Source organism: Alteromonas sp. ABV4_515 (assembly GCF_056160345.1).
In genome coordinates this window covers 325,494-345,810 of sequence record NZ_JBSWWZ010000003.1, presented here as the reverse complement: position 1 = coordinate 345,810, position 20,317 = coordinate 325,494, and the positions used below count along the sequence as shown (strand labels likewise).

Here is a 20,317-nt window from a genome sequence, read left to right as displayed (position 1 = left end):
GTCATGGCTGAAGCAACAGGTACTAACTTAACCGTAAGCGACGGAGTCGACGATAGCGTCAATTCCGGTGCAGAAAATAAATCCGGGTTCATGGACACCCTTGGTAGTGCCGACATGGTTCGTCAAATGGCGCTTGCTGTGGTGCTGGTAATTTGTGTTGCCATTGCCATCTTTATTTTGTTGTGGGCGCAAGAGCCTGATTATCGCCCGTTGGCAAAGCTGGAAACTGAAGAGCTCATCGAGACCTTAGACTACCTTGATGCCAATCAAATTGAATATAAATTGGAAGGTAACACGGTTTTAGTGCCTACCGATGAATTCCAAACCATTCGCCTTGGCATGACCCGCCAGGGGTTGACCCGTGCTGGTGATGATGGCACTGAAATTATCATGCAAGACATGGGCTTTGGTGTATCGCAGCGTGTGGAAATGGAGCGATTGAAACATGCCCGTGAGCAGCAGATCGCGGCAACAATTGAAGACATGGCCAGCATTCAGAAAGCCAGAGTCCTGCTGGCGATGCCGAAAGAAAATGTGTTTGCTCGCCGTGAGAAAAAAGCCAGTGCAACCGTGGTGCTAACCGCGAAACGCGGAAAGGTGATTGCGGGTGAAGAAGTGGATGCCGTGGTAGATATCGTGGCCTCTGCGGTACAAGGCATGGAACCCGCGCGGGTAACGGTAACAGACAGTAATGGTCGATTACTGAATTCCGGTTCTCAGGATTCTATGAGTGCCCGGGCACGTAAAGAATATGAAATTGAGCGTCAGCGCGAACAGGAATATTTGGAAAAAATTGATGCGATTCTGATCCCGGTACTCGGTTTAGGAAACTACACAGCACAAGCTGATGTGTCTATGGACTTCACGGCCATGGAACAAACTCAGCGTACTTACAACCCAGACTTACCCGCTGTGCGCAGCGAAATGACTATCGAGTCGAACAGTGTGGGTGGGCTTAACGGCGGTATTCCGGGCGCACTCACCAATCAGCCTCCGCTTGATTCTAACATTCCAGAAAACGCCATTGGCGCAGACGGGCAATCAGCGCCTGTGCCTGGTCGTAGCAACCGCGAATCGACAAAAAATTACGAGCTGGATACCACTATCAGTCACACCAAAAAACAGACTGGTGTTATTCGTCGTCTGAGCGTGTCGGTGGCTGTTGATCATGACCGTACAACCGCTGAAGATGGCAGTGTCACCACCGCGCCGAAGTCCCAGGAGCAACTTCTGAATATCCGTCGCTTACTGCAAGGTGGAATTGGTTTTGATGTGGCTCGCGGAGATTCTCTGGAAGTAGTCAGTGTACCTTTCACCCGTATGGATGAAGAAGGTGTCGAAGATATACCTTTCTGGGAACGTCCGGAAATCTTACCTATACTTAAACTGGTTGTGGGCGGACTCATCATTATTGTGCTGATCATTTTCGTGATTCGCCCAATGTTGCGTCGTCTGATCAATCCTGATGAGACCAAAGACTCTGACGACTTCGATGCGGATGAGGGCTTAGATCTGGGTGATGATACCATTAGCATGCTGAGTCAGGATTTTGATGAAGGTCAGGTTGGCTTTGCACCTGATGGCTCGCTCATGTTGCCAGATTTACACAAAGATGAAGATGTTCTTAAAGCTGTGCGTGCGCTGGTTGCGAATGAACCTGAGTTGTCCGCACAGGTTGTTAAGGGCTGGTTGACGCTGGATGACTAAGGTTCAACAAAATGCCTGAAGATAATAACCAACAAACTTATGACATTAGTAAACTGGAAGGGGTAGAAAAGGCCGCTATCTTGTTGCTGAGTTTGTCAGAAGAAGATGCAGCCCAAATCCTCAAGCACCTGGAACCGAAGCAGGTGCAAAAATTGGGCGGTGAAATGGCGAAGGTTGACGATATGACTCAACCGAAAATTACTGCCGTGCATAAGCATTTTATTGAAGAAATTCAAAATTACAGCACCATCGGATTCCAGAGCCAGGATTTTGTGAAGCGTGCGCTTACTGCTGCACTGGGTGAAGATAAAGCGGCGAATCTGATCGATCAAATCTTGATGGGCAGCGGCGCCAAAGGGCTTGATTCTCTCAAGTGGATGGATTCCAAGCAGGTGGCCGGTATTATTCGAAACGAACACCCGCAAATTCAAACCATCGTATTGTCTTATCTTGAGCCTGAGCAAAGTGCGGAGATTTTGTCGCAGTTCGCTGAAAAAGTGCGTCTGGACTTGCTAATGCGTATCGCCAATTTAGAAGAAGTTCAGCCCGCAGCCTTGCAGGAGCTGAACGAAATCATGGAGAAGCAGTTTGCCGGTCAGGCAGGTGCACAAGCGGCCAAAATGGGCGGCCTGAAGTCTGCTGCCGACATCATGAACTACCTCGATACCTCCATTGAAGGTCAGTTGATGGATGCCATCCGTGAACAAGATGAAGAAATGAGTCAGCAAATTCAGGATCTGATGTTCGTATTCGATAACCTGATAGACGTGGATGATCGCGGCATACAGGCAATCCTGCGCGAAGTGAATCAGGACTCACTGCTGAAAGCCATTAAAGGCGCTGATGAAGAGCTTAAAAATAAAATCACTGGCAACATGTCGGCCCGGGCGGCAGAAATGTTACTGGATGATCTTGAAGCGCTCGGTCCGGTACGTTTATCTGAAGTGGAAACTGCTCAGAAAGAAATTCTGTCGGTGGCCAGACGTCTTGCTGATTCCGGTGAAATTATGCTGGGCGGCGGTGGCGGCGAAGAGTTCCTGTAACGGACTAATCTGCCATGAATGATAAATTGCCGAAGAATGATGAATTTTCAGATGCGAAGTCCTGGGATTTGCCATTTCTTGATGAAGCGCAGACCACTGAAGATCTCACCCGCACCAATGCGCTGAATCGTCGTAGCGACTGGAAATACGAGCCTCCCGAAGCTGAGGAGGAAGAAATTTTGCCGCCAACGGCGGAAGAAATCGAAGCCATTCGTCAGTCTGCTTATGACGAAGGGTATAATGAAGGTAAGCAAACCGGATTTGACGAAGGTAGGGCTGCTGGCTTTGAAGAAGGCAAACCGGAAGGTTATGAAGCCGGGCTGCAGGCCGGTAAAGAAGAAGGCTTAAATGCCGCTGCCGAAGAGATGGCTGCTTTAGCCGGGCATTGGTCTTCGCTAGCGGATAATTTAGTAGCACCGTTATCTCAGGTTAACGAAGACACCCGTAAGCAACTGGTGAAATTAGCGGTGTCTCTCGCCCGTGCAGTTATCAGAACAGAAGTGCAGACCAGTGAAGATGTGGTCATGCAGGCGTTGGCTGAAGGGTTAAAAGCGCTGCCAGTGGCTGAATCACAGTTCCATATATCCATGCATCCCGACGACATTCAAATTGTTAAAAATCACTATGGCGATGAAACGATTGCCGCGAAGGGTTGGCATTTCATTGAAGCCCCGGCAATGTCTCGTGGTGGTTGCGATATCACCACCCAGCAAAATGCCGTCGATGTGTCGGTTGAACGTCGCTGCCGAGATGTATTAAATCGCTTCCTGCTCGACCAGGGATTGTCTGATGACTAGCCCCTGGGGTAATTATTTCGAAAACCTCTGTGTCGATATTCCTCAGCCTCCTATTGTGGCAGCGGGAAAACTGGTTCGGGGTATCGGTCTTACGCTTGAAGCTGTGGGGTGCCAACTTCCTGTGGGCAGTCAGTGCATGGTCCAGACTGTTGAGGGAGAGATAGAAGCGGAAGTGGTGGGTTTTGGTGAAAACATTACTTATCTTATGCCAACTGAGGCGGTGCGTGGCATCGTGCCGGGTTCTCGGGTACTTCCGTTAAACCGCCAAAGTGGTTTGGCAGTGGGGATGGGATTACTGGGTCGCGTGGTCGACGGTAATGGTCAGCCGCTGGACGGTTTAGGACCCGTAAAAGCAGATACCCGCGTATCCACGAATAAGCCCCCGATAAACCCGCTAAGTCGTCGACCAATATCTGAACCCATGGATGTGGGGGTTCGGGCTATTAATGCCCTGAATACGGTGGGCGTCGGTCAGCGAATGGGGCTATTCGCCGGCTCCGGTGTCGGAAAATCCGTGCTGCTGGGTATGATGACCCGGGGCTGTCAGGCTGATGTTGTAGTGGTGGGATTGGTTGGCGAGCGGGGCCGAGAAGTAAAAGAATTTATCCACGACATTCTTACCGAAGAAGAGCGCCAACGTGCGGTCGTCGTTGCAGCGCCAGCTGATACCTCACCACTTATGCGGTTAAAAGGCTGCGAAACAGCAGTGACCATTGCGGAGTATTTTCGCGATCAGGGCATGAATGTGCTGCTATTAATCGATTCTCTTACGCGCTATGCCATGGCACAGCGCGAGATTGCATTGGCGGTGGGTGAACCACCGGCAACGAAGGGATACCCACCCTCAGTGTTCGCAAGACTGCCTGCTTTGGTGGAACGGGCGGGTAATGGTAGCGAAAACCAGGGCTCAATCACCGCATTTTATACCGTACTGACGGAAGGCGACGATCTTCAAGATCCCATTGCCGATGCGGCGAGGGCAATACTGGACGGTCATGTTGTGTTATCCCGTTCCTTAGCCGATAGTGGTCACTATCCCGCGATTGATATTGAAGCCTCTATCAGCCGGGTAATGCCGATGGTAACCAGCGACGAACATTTAGAACAAGCCAGACGTATTCGTCAGGTCTACTCAATGTACAAACAAAACCGTGATCTCATTTCCATTGGTGCATATGCCAAAGGTTCAGACCCGCGTATCGATTCGGCCATTCGTGCCGAACCTGCAATTAACGCTTTCCTGCAGCAAGGCATGAAGAATATTCTGCCTTACAGTGAGTGCCTTCAAGGCATGACTGCCTTGGCGGGTGGGTTAGGTAAAGGGTAACAGCCATGAGTCAACTTGACTTAGTCGCTAAGTTTGAACTGGAAAAGGAACAGAAAGCGGCGCAGCAATTTCAGCTCGCGCAGCAGCATGTTACCCAGCAACGTCAAAAGTTAAGTAGCCTGCAGCAATATCGGTTGGATTATTTGCGTCAAATTCAGGCCACTGGCAAGAGTGGTGTGGGCGCGAAAGCGTATCATCAACATCTTTCGTTTGTGGGTAAACTGGATAAAGCCTGCCAACAGCAAATGAACCTTATCTCTCAGGCTACCGTGGTGGCCGATCAGCGTAAACGTGCCTGGCTGGAACAGCAAAAGCGTCGGAAAGCCGTGGATATGTTAATCGATAAAAAAGCCCTTGAAGCCCGTCAAAAAGAATCTCGCCTGGAACAAATCATGAGTGATGAGTTCGCTTCACAAAAATTCTATAGAAATCAGTTGTCCAAGTCAGGTTACTAACAATTTTTCAAGTAAAGTTCATAGTAATTCAACAATTGGAACAGGATTTGAATAGTCTTTTCCGTGACGAAAAATAACCCACCCAATTTACTGTTTTTTGACGAAAACACACAGTCTGCGGGAAGAGGATTGAGATTATGATGCAACAAGTTGCCACGCAACGTTCAGATATTGCCGCTCTGCCAGTCGATATAGAATCATCGACGGCAAGTGCAGATGCTTCAGGCCAAAATCAGGCTTTTGAAGAGGTATTTACGCAAGCGACTCAATCCCCACCTGTGCGTGAGAATAAGCCACGGGAAAAGAACGCAGATGACATTACGGTTAATCGTTCGGTTAAACGGGACACACCAGTTGAGAAAAAGGTGGATGAGCAATCTCGCCGTGGTGATAGCAATGAAGCGCAGTCGCAGTCTGAACAGTCAGCCAATGAGGTCACTACCAGGAAAACCCAAAGTAGTGGCAATGGAAATAATGGCGAAAATGCAGCGGATGTCGACACCGAGCACGATGACGCCCTGTTGGTTCAGGGGGAAGAGGCAATTGATGAGAGCACGGCAGACATCCAACCTGATATCGACATACAGCCTGACTGGTTGGCCTTTGTCGATGCCATCCGCAAGCTTAACAGTGGTGACGAAACCGCGTCTGAGCAAGGCATCGTAATAGATGCTTCTGGCGAGGGCGACGTTATTGTTGATGACTCAGCCTTGTCCACTGATGTTGTCTCGCCGGATACCGACCTCGAAGCACTTATCGCGAGTTTGAAAGGCACAGTTCAGACTGACGCCGAAAATACTGAAAGTACAGATAAAAACGCCGAATTAGCCGCCTTGGTTGAAGCGTTGAATGAAGCCGTGAAAAAGCTCATGGCCAGTGAAGAAGATGGCGAGCAGCCAGGCAAGGCCGACGACGTTGTGACTGAAGACGTAATGAAAATGGCGGCCTCACTGCTTGCAAGCCTGTCAAAAAATGGCAGCAAAGATCTAAACCGCATCGCCGAAAGTCTTGCTGATGGCGAGACTTCCGCTGAAGCAGAAATCATCGTCACCGACGCAGAGCTACTGGTATCACTGATAAAAAGTGAACTTGGTGAAAACACAGAACAGCAGCCGAGCGGCAAAGAAGCAGATAAAAACACAACGGATGATGGCAGCGCCGCATTACCCTTGGTGCCGGCAAACGATTTGATGAAAAATCTGGCGGTAACCGAAGACACCACTAAAACACTGGTAGCGGAATCGTTGGCAGATAAAGTCGTGGCGCTCTTGCCTGACAGTAGCAATGAAACGCAAAAAGCTGAGGTAAAGCAGGGCGTGATTGATGCTGTTAAGCAGTATCAAACCAAACTCGACGCTGGTGTGGAGCCCGCGCAAACGCTAGAGGTCATGATTGCTGATGTGATTAATGGGGCAGATATTTTACCCGATGACAACATTGAACAACGCATAGCCGGCGAAATGCAGCAATTATCATTACTAGTGAATGCGGCCACGCAAGTGGCGGGCTCGGGGAACCCCGCTATCATGGCGGGAGCGCAGACCCGAGCAGACAATACCCTTGCTGATATTCAGCAAGTGAAAGCGGAGCGTGTACTTCAACAGCCCTCTGATGCCGACAAAGCGGTGAACATTCATCAACCTGAAGGTCAGCAACAACTGGCTGAGAAAGTACGTTGGATGGTGAATGCCAGAAATTCAATGGCAGAAATTCGCTTAGATCCGCCTGAACTTGGCAGTATGCAGGTGAGGGTTAATGTGAGCGGCGATACGGCATCAGTCAATTTCGTTGTGCAATCTCCACAGGCCCGGGACGCATTGGCACAAGCGGAGCCGCGCTTACGCGAAATGCTGGCCGAGCAGGGCATCAGTCTGGGAGAGTCTTTTGTTAACCAACAGCAACAGGGTGAAGCGAATAAGCAGGGCAGTGAAGGCTCAGGTAATGGTGGCAATGGTCAGTTTGCTGGCGGTGGCGAAGAAGAAACCCAAGTGGTTGAACAATCTTTGACCCGACAGGCGCAAGGTGGAATAGACGACTATGCTTAACCGTAATTGCGCATACGTGAAGCGTCTTGCCAATTACAGTTAAAGTCCCATAATACTTGCCATTCTGATTGATGAGGTTGTTTCAATGGCTGATGAAGAGTTACAAATTGAAGAAGAGGGTGGTGGTAAAAAGAGTAAGTTAATGCTCATTATCATCATCGTAGTGGTGTTGCTTGGTGGCGGCGCAGGCGCGTATTTCTTTTTGTTTGCAGGTGATGAACCCGTGGCGGAAGAAGGCGTTGAAGGCGAAGCGGCCGCGGAAGGTGGCGAAGAAGTTGAAGCCGAAGCCGCCGATGCGGGAGCAGGCAGTGCTGGCGCCGAAATCGGCACAGCGCTTTATGTTGCCATGCCACAACCTCTGCTGTTTCATATTCCCGGCAGTGGACGTGAGCGCACCGTGCAGATAAAGATTCAGCTTTTGGTACGTGGGTCTGACAACGAAGAAACGGCAAAAGTGAATATGCCGCTCATTCAGGGTCGTCTGTTGCAGGTATTCAGTAGCAGTAACGCTGATGATCTGGTCACCGAAGCGGGGAAAATTGAACTTCGCGAGAAAGCGTTGGAAGAAGTACAGTCCGCGATGAAGGAATATACCGGAACAGAAGTGGTCGAACAGGTATTGTTCACAGGTTTCGTGATGCAATAACGGGTAATCTCAGTGAGCGATTTATTATCACAAGACGAAATCGACGCGCTGTTACATGGCGTCGATGATGTCGAAGAAGAAGAAGTCTCGGACGCGCCCTCCGACAGATCTGCGCTGGAATATGACTTTTCCTCGCAGGATCGCATTGTACGGGGGCGGATGCCGACGCTGGAAATTGTGAACGAGCGCTTTGCAAGGCACTTGCGGGTGAGCTTGTTTAACATGATGCGCCGGTCTGCTGAAGTTTCCATCAACGGTATTCAAATGATTAAATTTGGTGAGTACATTCACACGTTGTTTGTACCCACCAGTTTGAATATGGTGCGATTCCGCCCACTTAAGGGAACCGGACTCATCACCATGGAAGCACGTCTGGTTTTTATTCTGGTAGATAACTTTTTCGGTGGTGATGGTCGTTATCACGCCAAAATTGAGGGCCGTGAGTTTACGCCTACAGAGCGCCGAATTATTCAGATGCTACTGAAAATCATCTTCGAAGATTACAAAGAAGCCTGGGCGCCCGTTATGGATGTTTCTTTTGAATACCTCGATTCAGAAGTGAATCCGGCCATGGCTAACATTGTGAGCCCGACCGAAGTGGTGGTGATCAGTTCTTTCCATATTGAACTCGATGGTGGCGGTGGCGATTTCCACGTATCACTCCCGTATTCTATGTTAGAGCCGATTCGGGAATTGTTAGACGCCGGTGTTCAAAGCGATAAGGAAGATACCGATTTACGTTGGAGTAAGGCACTTAGGGATGAAATTCTGGATGTGAAGGTCGCGCTTACCACGCACATGCTAGACGTGGATGTACCGCTTCGACAGATAATGGAATTTAAGCCCGGTGATATTATTCCGGTAGAAATGCCGGAGCACATTACTGTGCTAATTGAAGATTTACCGACGTTTCGCGCGAAGCTAGGTCGCTCCCGTGATGCGTTGGCACTGAAAATTTCCGATAAAATCGCCCGGCCTACGTCGGTGAAATCGGAACTGCAATTATTAACCCGTGGTGGGCGCGTTATCGATAACGACGCTGAGCTACAAGTACTTGAAGAAGATCTGTAGTCATGATCTTAGTTAAAGGGGTATTGTCATGAGTGATAATGACGGAATGGACGACTGGGCTGCGGCTATGGCCGAGCAGGCCGATGCGGAAGCGGCCGAAGGTGAAGGTGGCGAGGACGTTCAGGTTGCCGAATTAGATGAACTAACCGACGACGCCCCCATTACGCAGGAAGAGAAAAAGAAACTAGATACCATTCTGGATATTCCTGTGACCATTTCCATGGAAGTGGGGCGCAGCCAAATCAGTATCCGGAACCTGCTACAATTGAACCAGGGGTCAGTGGTGGAATTAGACCGGGTTGCCGGGGAACCACTGGATGTTCTGGTAAATGGCACGTTGATTGCTCATGGTGAAGTAGTAGTAGTCAACGACAAATTTGGTATTCGGTTAACGGATGTTATCAGTCAGATCGAGAGAATCAAAAAGCTTCGCTAAAACGCTTTCTAAAACAGGGGGTTGCTTTCTGCTGCCCCTGTTATTTAGTTTCACAACCCGTGCCGAAGGCACCCAATCTTTTTCCAATCCTGTTTCTGTACTGTCAATTTTCGGATCACTTCTCGTGGTGGTCGGCATTATTTTTTCTTTAGCCTGGCTGATGCGCCGGTTTAATGTCACTCATGCCAGTAGTGGTCAGATGAAAGTGGTTGCCAGCATGGTAGCAGGTACGCGAGAGCGTATTATTGTTATTCAGGTTGGGGAAGAGCAGCATCTCATTGGGGTGACAGCCACCAACATTAACCATTTGAGCAAACTTGAAACGCCTCTGGAAACCAATAACACCAGTGAAACCGGTGGTGCCGATTTTAAGCAAAAACTGATCAAAGCCATGGCGGGCACCATTAACCCCGCCGTAAAAGGAGCGGACAATGAAAAACAATAAACACCGCTTATTGATGCTGATGCTACCCGTTATCTTAGTGTTTAGCTTACCGGTAATGGCACAACAGGGCATTTCTGCTGTTACTGTCACCAGTAACCCGGATGGTTCGCAAGATTATTCAATGACGCTGCAGGCACTGTTTATCATGTCTGCGCTAAGCCTGATCCCTGCGTTCATCATGATGATGACCTCATTTACCCGCATCATCGTGGTGTTGTCTATCTTACGTCAGGCTATCGGCTTACAACAGGCGCCTTCCAACCAAATCCTGATTGGGGTGAGCTTGTTTTTATCTATGTTCATCATGACGCCGGTATTTGAAGAAGTGAATGAACGTGCACTTCAGCCATACTTAAACGAAGCAATGACTTCCCGTCAGGCGCTGGAAGAAGCCGCCGAGCCTATGCGGGCGTTTATGTTGTCGCAGACCAGGGTGAAAGACTTAGAAACGTTTGTTCGTATTGCCGGTGACGAAGGTAAGTATGATGAGCCAGCAGATGTGCCGCTTACTATCCTCATCCCTTCTTTTATCACCAGTGAGTTAAAAACCGCCTTTCAGATTGGTTTCATGTTGTTCATTCCGTTTTTGATCATCGATTTGGTTGTCGCCTCAATATTGATGGCAATGGGTATGATGATGCTATCGCCGATGATCGTTTCATTGCCCTTCAAGTTGATGTTGTTTGTATTGGTAGACGGCTGGAACCTGATTTTCGGGACGCTAGCCACCAGTTTTGGTATGGGCGTCTAGGAGAGCAATATGTCACCAGAGGTGTTTGTACAAATATTGCGGGAATCCATGTTTATGGTAATTCTGCTGGTTTCCGCGGTTATCGTACCCAGCATGATTGTGGGTTTAATTGTTGCCGTTTTCCAGGCAGCAACCTCTATCAACGAACAAACCATGAGTTTCTTGCCTCGTCTTATCGTTACTTTGTTGGCGCTGGCCTGGGGCGGGAATTGGTTAGTGGAGCAACTGATGGATTTTACCTTCCATATGGTTGAGCAAATCCCGCAAGTTGTGGGATAAGCAGGCTCCGTTAGTGAACGTCGATCTCAATACCATCAATCAGTTTTTGGCCGATCTGATGCTGCCTTTTATGCGCATCAGTGGTCTGTTTGCTGCGATGATTGGTCTAAGTGCTCAGTCGATTCCGGTGACGGTGAGAACATTGCTCGCGCTGTTTCTTACCTTAGTGATTATGCCAGTTATAAAACCTGTTCCATTCGACAACTTAGTCGGGGTGGGCGCCATTGTTGAAGTTATTCAGCAAATTATTATTGGTGTCGCCATCGGCTTCATTTCCATGATGGTATTAAATACCTTCGTGCTGGCAGGTCAGATAGTGGCAATGCAGACCGGGCTTGGTTTTGCATCGATAGTCGACCCGGTTAACGGTATTAATGTTCCGGCCGTGGGTCAGTTTTATCTGATTCTCGCAACCTTACTGTTCTGGACCTTAGATGGCCACCTGGCAATGATTCAAATGATTACGACCAGCTTCGATGCTTTTCCCATCGGTGAAGCCTGGTGGACCGCAGCCCAGTTCCGGGACATCGCCGAGTGGGCAAGTTGGATGTTTGTTTCCGCAGTAACCCTTTCCTTAGCCCCCATCGTGTCGCTACTGATTGTGAACCTGGCCTTTGGGGTTATGACCAAAGCCGCGCCGCAGCTGAATATTTTTAGTATTGGTTTCTCCATTGCCCAGATAACCGGGTTAATTATTATCTGGGTTACGTTAGAAAACTTTGTTTCCCATTTCGCCACACAATGGCAGCGAGCACAGCAGTTTATGTGTGAGTTGCTGCTGATTTGTCCCACTTGATGAGGTAAGTCATGGCTGATCAACAGGATAAAACAGAAGACCCCACGAGCAAACGCCTCGAAGACGCGCGAAAAAAAGGTCAGCTCGCCCGATCGCGGGAACTCTCTACGGCATTGGTGCTGGTGGCTAGTGGCATCATGTTTCTATTGCTTGGCGGCACCATTGCGAAAGCAATCTTCGGCATGATGGAAGATATGTTTACGCTGTCCCGCGATGAAACCTACGACATGACTCACATGTTTAATGCCTGGGCACAGGGGTTTTCTGCAGTGGCTGGGCCGGTGTTGCTGTACATGATTGTAGCCATGGCTGCGGGAATATACGGTTCAATCGCACTAGGTGGCTATAACTTTACCTGGCAGTCTGCATCACCAAAGCTCAATAAACTTAACCCCTTGAATGGTTTCAAGCGCATGTTTGGTATGAACGGCTTAGTTGAATTGCTTAAGGCCATCGCCAAGTTTTTTGTCATTGCTACCATCGCCCTATTAACGCTGATGTATTATGAAGATGAGGCACTTCATCTCGACGTTGAGCTTTATCCCAATAACTTGTTTCACGCCTTGGATATGCTGGAGTGGGCGTTTTTGTTTCTTACTCTGGGCATGATCCCTATCGCCGCCCTTGATGTGCCTTATCAGATGTACAAGCACAACAAAGAAATGAAAATGTCGAAGCAGGAAGTGAAGGATGAGCGTAAAAACGCTGAAGGCGATCCCATGGTGAAAGGGCGTATTCGTCGCCTGCAATACCAGGCCGCAGCCCGAAGAATGATGCAGCAGGTACCGGAAGCCGATGTCATCGTAACCAACCCGACCCACTATTCTGTTGCGCTGAAATACGATGACAACGGCGGCCGTGCGCCGGTGGTAGTGGCCAAAGGTATCGAAGAATTAGCCATGCATATTCGAAAAATTGGTGACGCTCACGACGTTCCCATTGTGCCTTCGCCCATGCTAACCCGGGCGATTTACTACTCAACCGAAGTCGATCACGAAATCCCTCACAAACTGTTTATGGCGGTTGCTCAGGTACTGGCGTACGTTTATCAACTGCGGGCATTCAAAGCGGGTAAAGGTAAGCGCCCGAAACCGCTGAAGAAAGACCTGCCTATACCACCGGAACTCCGGCGCTAAAGCTGGAGTATGGTAGCGAATAGCGAGGAAAATTATCAGACAAAGTTTTTATCCGGCAATGTTGTTATCGACGAGATTAATAGCGTCGCGGCTTTTATCCTTAGCCTGATATAGAGCTCTATCGATAGCCTCTAATTCTTCTGCCATCGTTCCTGGCCCTGTAATGTACCCAATCCCACCGGAAACGGTGAGAGGGTCTAATGCGTAGGGAAGTTTTTCACCAGCGGCTTTCAAGGCCGCTCTAAACTTATCTGTAGCAATGCGAGCCTCCGTCACATTGGTATCAGGGAAAATCAGCAAAAATTCCTCACCGCCGATCCTGCCCGCAATATCACTTTTTCTGAAATTGTCTCTAACCAGAGCACCAAACTTGCGTAAAACCTCATCACCTGCGGCGTGACCAAAGTTGTCGTTCACCTGTTTAAATAAATCAATATCGAGTAAAGCGACAGTAAGTTTTTTTCCGGTAACCTCTGCAATACCTGCCTGTTCCTCCAATAGTTTTAAGGTATGCTGACGGTTAAGCAGAGAAGTGAGGCTGTCAGTCATCGCAATTTGTTCCAACTTATACTGATACCTGGCGCGCTTTTTCTGCAAAATAACAAGTACTACGCAAAGGATTGAGAGTAAAATCAGCGCTGAAATCATAAAAAATCCTCGCTGACGCTCTGTTTTTATCCGCAACTCCTGCGCTTTCGTTACTGATCTGAGAGCAGCATTTTCCTGATTTTTCTTATTGACGTCGAAGAGAGTTTGCAGTTTAAACAGCTTGTCTGCACTGATTTCGTTCAAGCGTTTTATCTGTTTTCTGCGTGCGTCATCAAGTAATTGATAAGCCTGGCTGTAATTGCCTAATGCCGCCTGAATTCTCGATTCCAGCAATCGAAATTCAATCATTTCTTTCGGTGTGGTTGAGGCGAAAAGAGGCTCTGCACCGGTAAGAGTGTCAAGCGCAGCCTCGAAGTTACCGGTGTGATAATGGGCTTTTGATAAGCCCCTTAAAATGTCACCGCGATACTGTTCATGGGGCAGAGTGCCCTGGATCAACACCAAATTTTGGTATACGTCCAAGGCTTCTGCAAAGGCTTTCTTTTTCATTAATCTATCAGCATCGAGCAGTTGTAATTTCACTTGCGCATTTTTATCTGGCAATTCCTGAGCAATTGTCATTGCTTTATCAAAGTATTGCCGTCCAGCGGTCTCGTTGTTCGTTGCGAAGTGAGATAAAGCCAGTTTATGTAAAAGGTTTAGCTGATTGATCCGGTTGTTTTTCGTGATGGCAAAATCAAGCGCCTCCTTCAAATAGGGGACAGCATTGTCGTACTGCTCAGCTTCCTGAAACACCGTTGCGATAAGGCCTGCTATGTGAGCAGGCGGAATTTGCGTGACATTTTCCGAGGCAATCCTGTGCGCAACAATGAGCTTGGTCAGTGCCGACTCGCGATTTTGCAATGATTGCTGAATCAATCCCTCCGTCATCAATGCACCAATATGTAACTGGATGATGTTATTCTCTTGCGCCCACTCGTTAACGATAGCAACATACTGCAATGCCAGTACCTGACGTGCTGTTTTTTCATAAAGTAACGATTTTTGCAGCAACAAACGGTGATAGAGCAGTGGCTCATTGATTTGATTTACATTGGTAAGTCCCAGCTCCAACAGCGACTCTGAGCGCTCAAAATCCCCCAGCTTCATATAAAAGTATGACAGCAGATATTGAATGGTGGCTGGCGTATATTCAGGTTGCACATCATCAAGCATCTCTTCGAGGCCTAAAACGGTCTCCTTCGGATTCTGATGAAAAGATTTTATGACGCGGATAACCTCATCATTGGGAGCAGAAACTTGTGCCGATGCAGCATGAGTAGAATAAGACATCAATATCAGACTGATTGCCGTGACAACATGAAGAAAAGTGCCAATAGATGCAATACGTCGCTGTTTTAACTGGTATTCCGGCACACAATGTCCTGAACAAATCTTATCCACATTAACTATAGTTCAAAAACTCGAAACAGGCGCGCATTAGTAAACATTTTCAAACTGGCACAGTAGTTGAAATACTCACTACAGACGCAATTGAAGTGTCAATTTTCTGTTAGCGAGAGCAATTATTATGCAGTTATCCGCCTACCTGCAGCGGTTCGACAAGAACCAGTTTCAAAATATCACCAGTGGTCTGGGTGCGCCTGTCGTATTACTGGCGATTATGGGCATGGTTATTCTTCCCATGCCGCCATTTCTACTCGATGTGCTGTTCAGCTTTAATATTGCGTTGAGTCTGGTGATCATCCTCGTTGCCGTGTTCACCCAAAAGCCGGTGGATTTTGGTATTTTTCCGCTGGTTTTGCTTATTGCTACGGTATTAAGGCTTGCGCTTAATGTGGCATCTACACGGGTTGTTCTGCTGTACGGCCATGAAGGTGGCGATGCTGCGGGAAAAGTGATCGAAGCGTTTGGTGCGGTGGTTATTGGCGGTAACTATGCAGTGGGGGTTGTCGTATTCGCTATTCTTCTGATCATTAACTTCAAAGTGGTTACCGCGGGTGCAGGTCGAATCTCAGAAGTGAGCGCCCGCTTTACCCTTGATGCCATGCCCGGTAAACAAATGGCCATTGACGCCGATTTGAATGCTGGCTATATCGACCAGGATCAGGCCCGTAAACGTCGTGAGGAAATCACCGCCGAGGCCGACTTTTATGGTTCTATGGACGGTGCGTCTAAATTTGTAAAAGGTGATGCGGTTGCTGGCTTATTCATCATGCTGATTAACATCGTAGGTGGATTATTTATCGGCATGATTCAGCACGACCTCGCGTTTGGCGATGCCATGGAGGTGTATACCATTTTGACTATCGGTGATGGCCTGGTAGCACAAATACCTTCTCTGCTGCTTTCAGTGGCCACCGCCATTATTGTGACTCGTGAAAACGAAACCCAGGAGATGGGTAAAGAAATCCGTACCCAATTGGGCAACCCTCAGGCGCTGTATATTGCCTCTGCGGTGCTGTTTGTCATGGGCATTGTGCCAGGTATGCCGCATATCGCATTTCTGGGCTTTTCTGCCATAGCGGGTGGCTATGCCTACTGGCAAGGTGTGCAGGCGAAGAAAGAAGCCGAAAAACCAAAAGTTCCAGCGAAGACAGAGGCGGGGGTCGATCATCCGGTTCCAGAGGCTAAAGAACTCGGTTGGGACGACGTACAGCAGGTCGATACTATCGGACTGGAAGTGGGCTACCGGCTTATTCCGTTAGTCGATAAATCCCAGGGCGGCGAACTGCTCACCCGAATCAAGGGCGTACGTAAAAAGCTCTCTCAGGAACTTGGCTTTCTGGTACCGCCGGTACACATTCGCGATAATCTGGATCTCGACCCCAATGCTTATACCATTGCGATGTTGGGTGTCACCATTGGCGATGCGCAAATCAGTCACGATGAAGAACTCGCCATTAATCCTGGACAGGTATTCGGTAAACTCGAAGGGCGCGCAACCAAAGATCCTGCCTTCGGTTTAGACGCAGTGTGGATTAGGCCGAACCAGCGTGAACATGCACAAACACTCGGTTATACCGTTGTTGACGCTGCTACCGTAGTGGCAACGCATCTAAGCCAGCTGCTGAGTAACAATGCTTATCAACTTCTCGGCCATGAAGAAACTCAGCAACTACTGGATATGCTGGCTAAGTCTAGTCCGAAACTGGTCGAAGGGCTGGTGCCTGACATTCTACAACTCAGTACCGTGGTGAAAGTGCTGCAGACACTGTTATTTGAAGGTGTGCCTATTCGAGATATGCGTACCATTGTTCAGACGTTGACTGAGTACGGCCCGCGTAGTCAGGACCCAGATGTACTGGTGTCTGCGGTGCGTATTGCGCTAAAACGTCTCATCGTTCAGGAAATCAGCCAAGGCGCCAAAGAAGTGCCCGTCATAACTCTGGCACCAGAGTTGGAACAGATGTTGCACCAGTCTCTTCAGGCAGGGGGAGAAGATGGCGCCGGTATCGAACCAGGACTCGCAGATCGTCTCCAACAATCCTTGCAACAGGCCGCACAACAACAAGAGCTAGAAGGCGAGCCTGCAGTACTCCTGACGTCAGGTATGTTGCGACCTGTGCTGTCACGCTTCCTTAAATATTCGGTAGCTGGCTTGCATGTGTTGTCGTACCAGGAAATACCTGACGACAAGCAAATTAAAATTGTCAGCTCTGTCGGTCAATAATCTGACACTGGGTGAGTGAAGAGGTTGAGATGAAAATCAGACGTTTTTTTGGCAAAGATATGCGGGAAGCGTTAAGCCAGGTAAAAGCCGAATTGGGCAGTGATGCCGTCATTATGTCGAACCGTAAAGTGGCCGATGGTATTGAGCTGGTGGCTGCTTACGATAAAGAACCTGAGGCAAAACTTAACCTGAACACGCGCCATGACAACAAAGCATCCGCGGGCCAGCAAAAGGCCACGCCGAGCCTGAGCGAAATTATTGGTGATGATGGTCCTGACAACCTCCGTGCATTATTAGAAAAGCAGGCTGCCGAGCGAAACGCAGCGGCTGACGCTGCTACGCAGCAAAACGCACCGCGCCAGGTTCAGCCTCATTCCCAGCGCGACCTTGCTCAGCCTCAATATCAATCACAGCCTAAGGCACAAGCTCAGCCACATTCCCAGCGCCCACAGCAGCAAACTGCACAGCAAGACAATGATGTATTTTCTTTTGCTGATGTATTTAATCACGGGCGCAACAACACTGCACCAGCTTCACAAATGAGCCCTGACTTCGAAGCTGCGCCTTCTCAGCAGGCACCTTCGAGTAACGCGCAGGGCAATAGTGAACTGGATGCCATCAAAGAGGAATTGGCGTCTTTACGTAATGTGCTGCAATATCAGGTGGCCGACCTGATGGAAGCGAAGAAAAAGCGTCAGCGACCCGTTCACAGCTACCTGATGCAATGCCTCACTGGCATGGGGTTAAGCGTTGCGCTGGCTGAACAGTTAGTACATTACACGCCTTCACAGTACACCGAGCGTGAAGCGTGGATTTATTTGTTGAACCTGTTGGCTAACCGTCTGAACGTTTCGGGTAACGATATTCTTACGCAAACCGGTGTTGTTGCACTGGTCGGTCCAACTGGCACGGGCAAAACCACTACCGTTGCAAAGCTTGCTGCACGTTATGCACAAAAGTACGGGGCAGAGCAGGTAGCGATGATCACCATCGATACCTATCGGATTGCAGCTTATGAACAGCTGGCGACTTACGGCAAAATTATTGGCTGTACTACCCGAAAAGCACAAAGTAGCGAAGAATTAGCTGAACAACTCTTTCAGTTACGTCATAAACGTCTAATATTAATAGATACAGCAGGTTTTAGTCAGCGAGATAGCCGATTAATTCAACAACTTGGTCAGTTTAGCAACGGTCAAATGCAACCTGTACGTAAATACCTGGTTGCGCAAGCTAATACCCAATATCCTGCTCTGCAGCGCATTATTGCAGCGTATAATTCGGTTAAACTCGACGGCTGTATCTTCACTAAAATTGATGAGTGCTACAGTTTGGGTGAGGTATTAAGCGTTGCTGTTGAGCAGCAGCTACCGGTGAGTTATGTGACCGATGGCCAGCAGGTGCCTGAAGATATTAAAGTTGCTGATGCGAAATCTCTCGTATCTGCAGCGGCAAAGCTTTATAAAAAGTACGGTTTGAATCATACTAAGCATAATCATGAAGTTAATTCAGTTAAGGCAGTATGATCGAAGATCAAGCGAGTAGCTTACGAAAGATGAATCAATCACGCCTCATTAAGGTTATAGCCGTCACCGGCGGTAAGGGTGGTGTGGGTAAAACCAACATCACACTGAATACGGCCATCGCCATGGCAAAGCAAGGCAAACGGGTGATGGTGCTCGACGCCGACCTTGGCCTGGCTAACGTCGATGTTATGCTCGGACTGCGAGTAGAGAAGAACCTTTCTCATGTGCTGTCTGGCGAATGCACCCTCGACGATGTGCTGGTAACCGGCCCCCATGGCATCAAAATCGCACCGGCAACGTCGGGTACGCAGGCAATGACAGAATTGTCGCCTACCGAGCATGCAGGTCTAATTCGTGCGTTCAGTGAATTGCGCTCGCAAATCGACGTGCTCATTGTCGATACTGCAGCGGGTATTTCCGATATGGTGCTGAGTTTCTCCCGGGCGTCTCAGGATATTATGGTCGTGGTGTGCGACGAACCCACCTCGCTCACTGATGCCTATGCGTTAATTAAAATTCTAAATCGGGAACACGGTGTTTTTCGGTTTAAAATTGTTGCCAACATGGTGCGGGACATACGTGAAGGACAGGAGCTTTTCAGTAAATTATCAAAAGTCACTGGGCGTTTCCTTGATGTGGCGCTTGAACTGGTGGCTACCGTCCCCTTCGACGAGAATATTCGTCGAGCGGTAAGAAAGCAGACAGCCATCGTTGATGCTTTCCCAGGCTCGCCTGCCGCCGTAGCCATTAGTCAATTGGCGACCAAAGCGGCTAATTGGCCGGTTCCTGCCCAGCCAGGCGGACATCTCGAATTTTTCATCGAACAACTGGTAGCTAAACAAGCGGTAGGAAACCAACGTTGAACAGTAAAGCAGCAGCTTACCGACAACAGAATGACACTGCACAGTTGGTAGAGCGACATGCACCATTGGTTAAACGCATAGCCCATCATTTGATGGCCCGTTTACCTGCCAGTGTGCTTGTGGACGACCTGATACAGTCTGGCATGATCGGATTGCTGGAAGCTGCGAAAAATTTTGACGGTTCGAAGGGCGCCAGTTTTGAGACGTTTGCGGGTATTCGTATTCGCGGTGCCATGCTGGATGAAATTCGAAAAGGTGACTGGACTCCCCGTTCAGTGCACAAGAATAGCCGCGCAATCACAGAAGCTATCTCTTTAGTTGAAAGAGAAACAGGAAGAGATGCGCGCGATGTTGAAATAGCTGCTAAGCTAAATGTCAGCATTAATGATTATCATCAAATGCTTAACGAGGTTAATGCCGGAAAATTAATCGGTATCGAAGATCTCGGTGTATCTGAAGATGTGATCACAACAGAACAAAGTAAGGGTAATGACTCACCGTTAGAAGATCTTATGCAAGGCGCCTTTCAGAAAGCGCTGGCATACGCTATAACAACATTACCCGAGCGGGAAGCGATTGTATTGTCTCTGTACTATGACGAGGAACTGAACCTACGTGAAATAGGTGAAGTGCTCGACGTGAGTGAGTCCAGAGTCAGTCAAATTCACAGCCAAGCCATGTTAAAACTAAAAGCACGAATGCAATCCTGGCAGGCTGAAGAATAGCGCACACCAATATTAATAACGATTTACTATCCTTCACCGGAGGCTAT

General features: G+C 48.7%; 19 protein-coding genes. 18 read left to right on the top strand and 1 reads right to left on the bottom strand.

What is annotated here, in order from left to right; genetic code table 11:
• Positions 1 to 3: 3 nt before the first annotated feature.
• From fliF to flhB, 14 genes are all read left to right on the top strand, one after another.
• Complete coding sequence (gene fliF / locus ACXAGX_RS09285) at positions 4 to 1,707, top strand: flagellar basal-body MS-ring/collar protein FliF (protein WP_474837887.1); 1,704 nt, start codon at positions 4 to 6, stop codon at positions 1,705 to 1,707.
• 11 nt (positions 1,708 to 1,718) lie between these two features.
• Positions 1,719 to 2,750 carry a flagellar motor switch protein FliG gene (gene fliG / locus ACXAGX_RS09280; RefSeq protein ID WP_070127035.1) on the top strand — a complete coding sequence of 344 codons (1,032 nt, stop codon included), beginning with the start codon at positions 1,719 to 1,721 and terminating at the stop codon, positions 2,748 to 2,750.
• A 14-nt stretch (positions 2,751 to 2,764) separates the two neighbouring features.
• The gene (gene fliH / locus ACXAGX_RS09275; protein ID WP_474837885.1) at positions 2,765 to 3,547 is read left to right on the top strand and encodes a flagellar assembly protein FliH; all 783 of its coding nucleotides are present in this window, start codon (positions 2,765 to 2,767) and stop codon (positions 3,545 to 3,547) included.
• Positions 3,540 to 4,874, top strand: coding sequence for a flagellar protein export ATPase FliI (fliI, locus tag ACXAGX_RS09270; RefSeq protein ID WP_474837883.1), 1,335 nt, complete (start codon positions 3,540 to 3,542; stop codon positions 4,872 to 4,874). Before fliH ends, fliI begins: the two co-directional genes overlap by 8 nt.
• A gap of 5 nt (positions 4,875 to 4,879) precedes the next feature.
• A complete protein-coding gene (fliJ, locus tag ACXAGX_RS09265; RefSeq protein WP_070127032.1) occupies positions 4,880 to 5,329 on the top strand; it encodes a flagellar export protein FliJ in 450 nt (149 codons plus the stop codon).
• A 137-nt stretch (positions 5,330 to 5,466) separates the two neighbouring features.
• Positions 5,467 to 7,374, top strand: a complete 1,908-nt coding sequence (locus ACXAGX_RS09260) for a flagellar hook-length control protein FliK (protein WP_474837881.1) — start codon at positions 5,467 to 5,469, stop codon at positions 7,372 to 7,374.
• A gap of 85 nt (positions 7,375 to 7,459) precedes the next feature.
• Complete coding sequence (gene fliL / locus ACXAGX_RS09255; RefSeq protein WP_474837879.1) at positions 7,460 to 8,020, top strand: flagellar basal body-associated protein FliL; 561 nt, start codon at positions 7,460 to 7,462, stop codon at positions 8,018 to 8,020.
• A gap of 12 nt (positions 8,021 to 8,032) precedes the next feature.
• Positions 8,033 to 9,091: a flagellar motor switch protein FliM gene (gene fliM, locus ACXAGX_RS09250; RefSeq protein WP_070127029.1), complete on the top strand. Its 1,059-nt coding sequence runs from the start codon at positions 8,033 to 8,035 to the stop codon at positions 9,089 to 9,091.
• 28 nt (positions 9,092 to 9,119) lie between these two features.
• Entirely contained in the window at positions 9,120 to 9,527 is a 408-nt protein-coding gene (fliN, locus tag ACXAGX_RS09245; RefSeq protein WP_070127028.1) for a flagellar motor switch protein FliN, read from the top strand.
• Positions 9,528 to 9,651: 124 nt separating this feature from the next.
• The gene (fliO, locus tag ACXAGX_RS09240) at positions 9,652 to 9,972 is read left to right on the top strand and encodes a flagellar biosynthetic protein FliO (RefSeq protein WP_474817840.1); all 321 of its coding nucleotides are present in this window, start codon (positions 9,652 to 9,654) and stop codon (positions 9,970 to 9,972) included.
• 13 nt (positions 9,973 to 9,985) lie between these two features.
• Positions 9,986 to 10,723 (top strand): flagellar type III secretion system pore protein FliP, encoded by a 738-nt coding sequence (gene fliP, locus ACXAGX_RS09235; RefSeq protein WP_474838109.1) that lies wholly within the window; start codon positions 9,986 to 9,988, stop codon positions 10,721 to 10,723.
• Between the two features lie 9 nt (positions 10,724 to 10,732).
• Positions 10,733 to 11,002, top strand: a complete 270-nt coding sequence (gene fliQ, locus ACXAGX_RS09230) for a flagellar biosynthesis protein FliQ (RefSeq protein WP_070127026.1) — start codon at positions 10,733 to 10,735, stop codon at positions 11,000 to 11,002.
• Positions 11,003 to 11,015: 13 nt separating this feature from the next.
• Positions 11,016 to 11,798: a flagellar biosynthetic protein FliR gene (gene fliR / locus ACXAGX_RS09225; RefSeq protein ID WP_474837877.1), complete on the top strand. Its 783-nt coding sequence runs from the start codon at positions 11,016 to 11,018 to the stop codon at positions 11,796 to 11,798.
• 11 nt (positions 11,799 to 11,809) lie between these two features.
• A complete protein-coding gene (gene flhB / locus ACXAGX_RS09220) occupies positions 11,810 to 12,934 on the top strand; it encodes a flagellar biosynthesis protein FlhB (RefSeq protein ID WP_070127025.1) in 1,125 nt (374 codons plus the stop codon).
• Between the two features lie 48 nt (positions 12,935 to 12,982).
• Here the strand turns inward: flhB and ACXAGX_RS09215 are convergent, their stop codons facing one another.
• The gene (locus tag ACXAGX_RS09215) at positions 12,983 to 14,899 is read right to left on the bottom strand and encodes a diguanylate cyclase (protein WP_474817843.1); all 1,917 of its coding nucleotides are present in this window, start codon (positions 14,897 to 14,899) and stop codon (positions 12,983 to 12,985) included.
• 154 nt (positions 14,900 to 15,053) lie between these two features.
• Here ACXAGX_RS09215 and flhA point away from each other — a divergent pair, with 154 nt between their 5' ends.
• The 4 genes from flhA to ACXAGX_RS09195 are packed head-to-tail and all read left to right on the top strand — an operon-like array spanning position 15,054 to position 20,270.
• The gene (flhA, locus tag ACXAGX_RS09210; RefSeq protein WP_474817844.1) at positions 15,054 to 17,156 is read left to right on the top strand and encodes a flagellar biosynthesis protein FlhA; all 2,103 of its coding nucleotides are present in this window, start codon (positions 15,054 to 15,056) and stop codon (positions 17,154 to 17,156) included.
• Between the two features lie 29 nt (positions 17,157 to 17,185).
• On the top strand, positions 17,186 to 18,682 hold the full coding sequence (gene flhF / locus ACXAGX_RS09205; RefSeq protein ID WP_474817845.1) for a flagellar biosynthesis protein FlhF: 1,497 nt from the start codon (positions 17,186 to 17,188) through the stop codon (positions 18,680 to 18,682).
• Positions 18,679 to 19,545, top strand: a complete 867-nt coding sequence (locus ACXAGX_RS09200) for a MinD/ParA family protein (protein WP_070127022.1) — start codon at positions 18,679 to 18,681, stop codon at positions 19,543 to 19,545. Before flhF ends, ACXAGX_RS09200 begins: the two co-directional genes overlap by 4 nt.
• Positions 19,542 to 20,270: an RNA polymerase sigma factor FliA gene (locus ACXAGX_RS09195; protein ID WP_070127021.1), complete on the top strand. Its 729-nt coding sequence runs from the start codon at positions 19,542 to 19,544 to the stop codon at positions 20,268 to 20,270. The genes ACXAGX_RS09200 and ACXAGX_RS09195 overlap by 4 nt, the downstream gene beginning before the upstream one ends.
• Positions 20,271 to 20,317: the final 47 nt, after the last annotated feature.

What these genes read in the sequence shown, in the direction of transcription:
- fliF (WP_474837887.1), top strand. Translation starts at nt 4, where the DNA reads ATGGCTGAAGCAACAGGTACTAACTTAACCGTAAGCGACGGAGTCGAC.
- fliG (WP_070127035.1), top strand. Translation starts at nt 1,719, where the DNA reads ATGCCTGAAGATAATAACCAACAAACTTATGACATTAGTAAACTGGAA.
- fliH (WP_474837885.1), top strand. Translation starts at nt 2,765, where the DNA reads ATGAATGATAAATTGCCGAAGAATGATGAATTTTCAGATGCGAAGTCC.
- fliI (WP_474837883.1), top strand. Translation starts at nt 3,540, where the DNA reads ATGACTAGCCCCTGGGGTAATTATTTCGAAAACCTCTGTGTCGATATT.
- fliJ (WP_070127032.1), top strand. Translation starts at nt 4,880, where the DNA reads ATGAGTCAACTTGACTTAGTCGCTAAGTTTGAACTGGAAAAGGAACAG.
- ACXAGX_RS09260 (WP_474837881.1), top strand. Translation starts at nt 5,467, where the DNA reads ATGATGCAACAAGTTGCCACGCAACGTTCAGATATTGCCGCTCTGCCA.
- fliL (WP_474837879.1), top strand. Translation starts at nt 7,460, where the DNA reads ATGGCTGATGAAGAGTTACAAATTGAAGAAGAGGGTGGTGGTAAAAAG.
- fliN (WP_070127028.1), top strand. Translation starts at nt 9,120, where the DNA reads ATGAGTGATAATGACGGAATGGACGACTGGGCTGCGGCTATGGCCGAG.
- fliP (WP_474838109.1), top strand. Translation starts at nt 9,986, where the DNA reads ATGCTGATGCTACCCGTTATCTTAGTGTTTAGCTTACCGGTAATGGCA.
- fliQ (WP_070127026.1), top strand. Translation starts at nt 10,733, where the DNA reads ATGTCACCAGAGGTGTTTGTACAAATATTGCGGGAATCCATGTTTATG.
- flhB (WP_070127025.1), top strand. Translation starts at nt 11,810, where the DNA reads ATGGCTGATCAACAGGATAAAACAGAAGACCCCACGAGCAAACGCCTC.
- flhA (WP_474817844.1), top strand. Translation starts at nt 15,054, where the DNA reads ATGCAGTTATCCGCCTACCTGCAGCGGTTCGACAAGAACCAGTTTCAA.
- flhF (WP_474817845.1), top strand. Translation starts at nt 17,186, where the DNA reads ATGAAAATCAGACGTTTTTTTGGCAAAGATATGCGGGAAGCGTTAAGC.
- ACXAGX_RS09200 (WP_070127022.1), top strand. Translation starts at nt 18,679, where the DNA reads ATGATCGAAGATCAAGCGAGTAGCTTACGAAAGATGAATCAATCACGC.